This window comes from Microcoleus sp. B4-C1, assembly GCF_036705285.1.
In the GTDB taxonomy this organism is placed as follows: Bacteria; Cyanobacteriota; Cyanobacteriia; order Cyanobacteriales; family Microcoleaceae; genus Microcoleus.
Genome location: NZ_JAUBUC010000197.1, coordinates 1 through 2,268, shown reverse-complemented (window position 1 = coordinate 2,268; position 2,268 = coordinate 1). Strand labels below are relative to the sequence as shown.

1 protein-coding gene is annotated in these 2,268 nt (G+C 46.2%); it reads right to left on the bottom strand.

The genetic code is table 11. The features are described 5' to 3' along the window. Nucleotides 1-478: 478 nt before the first annotated feature. The gene (locus tag QUB26_RS31585; protein ID WP_333247038.1) at nt 479-2,017 is read right to left on the bottom strand and encodes a PAS domain S-box protein; all 1,539 of its coding nucleotides are present in this window, start codon (nt 2,015-2,017) and stop codon (nt 479-481) included. Between the last annotated feature and the right edge of the window lie 251 nt (nt 2,018-2,268).

Sequence of the window (2,268 nt, the reverse complement as noted above, 5' to 3'; positions counted from 1 at the left end):
CGCCCGTCCTTTTTGGACGGGCGGGACGCCCATCCCACTTTCAAGAGTGGAAGTTATTTAATTCTCATTCCTTACTGGAGTAAGCGTAACAGCAAACTTTATGACAGCGAAACCTGTAAATCCTTAAAACGGCAAAACCATAAATGTGGGGAATATGGCTTAAAAATTCTAGGCGATGAAAGGGTTAATCTACATCATGTAGACGGCAACCATAGTAACTCGAAAATAAACAGCCTTCTAGCGGTTCACTCTCATCTATCACGATTATATTCACATGAGCAAAAGCGAAAGCTGAGAACATCGGGCTCTGTATGCGGAGAAATTCGCACGTACATATCTAAATGGGAGGGGCAGGGAATAATATCTCCCCTCCACCCAACCAATTCTCAAGTGCTTTTGTCAAGCATGATTGAGAGCCTCTTACCCTGCAAGCATAAGATTGCACTTTCGCACTTTTAATGATTGTAACTTGAGATAATTACCCGCCACCCTTTTTTTTCGGTATTTTTGGAGGGCTGACATAGCGCGCCCAAAAAGGTTCTTCCATATCTTTCATCGCTGCTAGTTTTTGGCGCTCTTCCTCTATGCGCTTGCGTTCTGAAAGATTAGAAAATATGTTGATACTGCCGACAGTTTGGCCGCCCGCATCTCGCACAGGTGCGGCCCAAAGCCAAACATCGATCGAACTACCGTCTTTTTTCAACAAAGATATTTCCAAACCATTTTGCGGTTTGCCATTAGACGCAGACTTTAGCAGCGCGTAAAAATCTTGCTTTTGGCCTTCAGGAATATTCGGTAAAGGTTTCCCTAAAACCTCAGCCGCAGCCCAGCCAAAAAGTTGTTCGGCGGCGCGGTTCCAAACAACGGTATTGCCGTCATTGCTGGTACAGTTAATCGCCAGCGGCGCCGATGCTATCTGGGCTTGCAAAACTTGGTTAACGAGTTGCAGTTTCAATTCTACTTGCTTGCCATGGGTAATTTCCTGACAAGCGCCCCACAACCGGACAACCCGTTCAGCAGTTTTGTCCCACACCACTTGCCAGTAGTCCCGCACCCAGCGCACCTCGCCTTTTTGATTAATAATGCGATACTCATTAGCTCCAGTGCGACTGAAAGTACAGCCTTCTAACTGTTTAATTAACATTTCCCTGTCGTCGGGATGAACGAGTTCCGAGTTCCACCAACCAAACGATTCTAATTCTTCAGGAACGATCCCAGTGCAGCGCTCAAAAGCTTCTGTCGCCCACTCGCAGGCGAACTTGCCATCGGGAAGTCCCTTAAAAGAATAGGCAAAATCCGAAGTAATTTGCGACATAACTCTGTAGTGCAGTTCCGACTCTCGGACAGCGACTTCCGCTTGCTTTCGTTCCCCTATTTCCCGCGAATTAATTATAATTCCCTGCACGCTAGAATCGTAAAGCAAACTGTTACCTATTGACTCCATGTAGATCCAAGAACCGTCAGCATGGCGTTTCCGGTATTCGATTGCCCCCCCAATTCCGGGAGCTTCTAACAACTTACCAAAATACGTCTGCCAAGCTAGCAAATCGTCTGGATGGATTAACTCGCCGTGAAATTTGCCAATTCTATCTTCTGGGTTGTAGCCCAAAAGCCGCTGTAGAGATCCGCTGTGGTATCGAACTCGCCCATCGGAGCCAACAATGCTAATTAGATCGGGAGAATTACGCAGCATAGCTTGCAGTTTTGCTTCACTTTTAGTTAATGCTTGAGTGTCCCTGCGATGCTGGCTGATTTGTTTTTCCAACTGCTCCCGTAGCTGTCTGATTTGCCCTACTTGCTGGGCTACAGTGCGTTCCAATAGGCGATTGTTTTTTTCAATTTTAACCAGCTTTGCCGCGTTATTTGTGGCGCTTTCAAACAAGCGGCTGCCTGCAATTTCCTGTAGAGAATTTGATAAATCTTCCAAAGTCTTTGTGAAAATTGCCTGTTGCGGGTGTGGCAATTCCCTAGCTTGTTCCTGCAATGTTTCTAAGTGTTTGTAGACAGTTTCTAGCATTTTATTAAGGGGGGAATCTAATAGTTGCCGGCGGGTGCAACCCCTAAAAAGCGGACACAAGTTTTTTCAACATAACCCATAACTAAGACTGGTGTGTGGCGATCGACCGATCGCGCTCTCAATAACCAGGCATTTTGGGACTTTCTCTTCAAATCATAGCAACCGATAGAGAAATTGACACTCCCTTGCCTAAAGGCGCAGGGATTCTTGGATCATCCAGTCGAACTTATCTCTGTTTGGCTACCATCAGC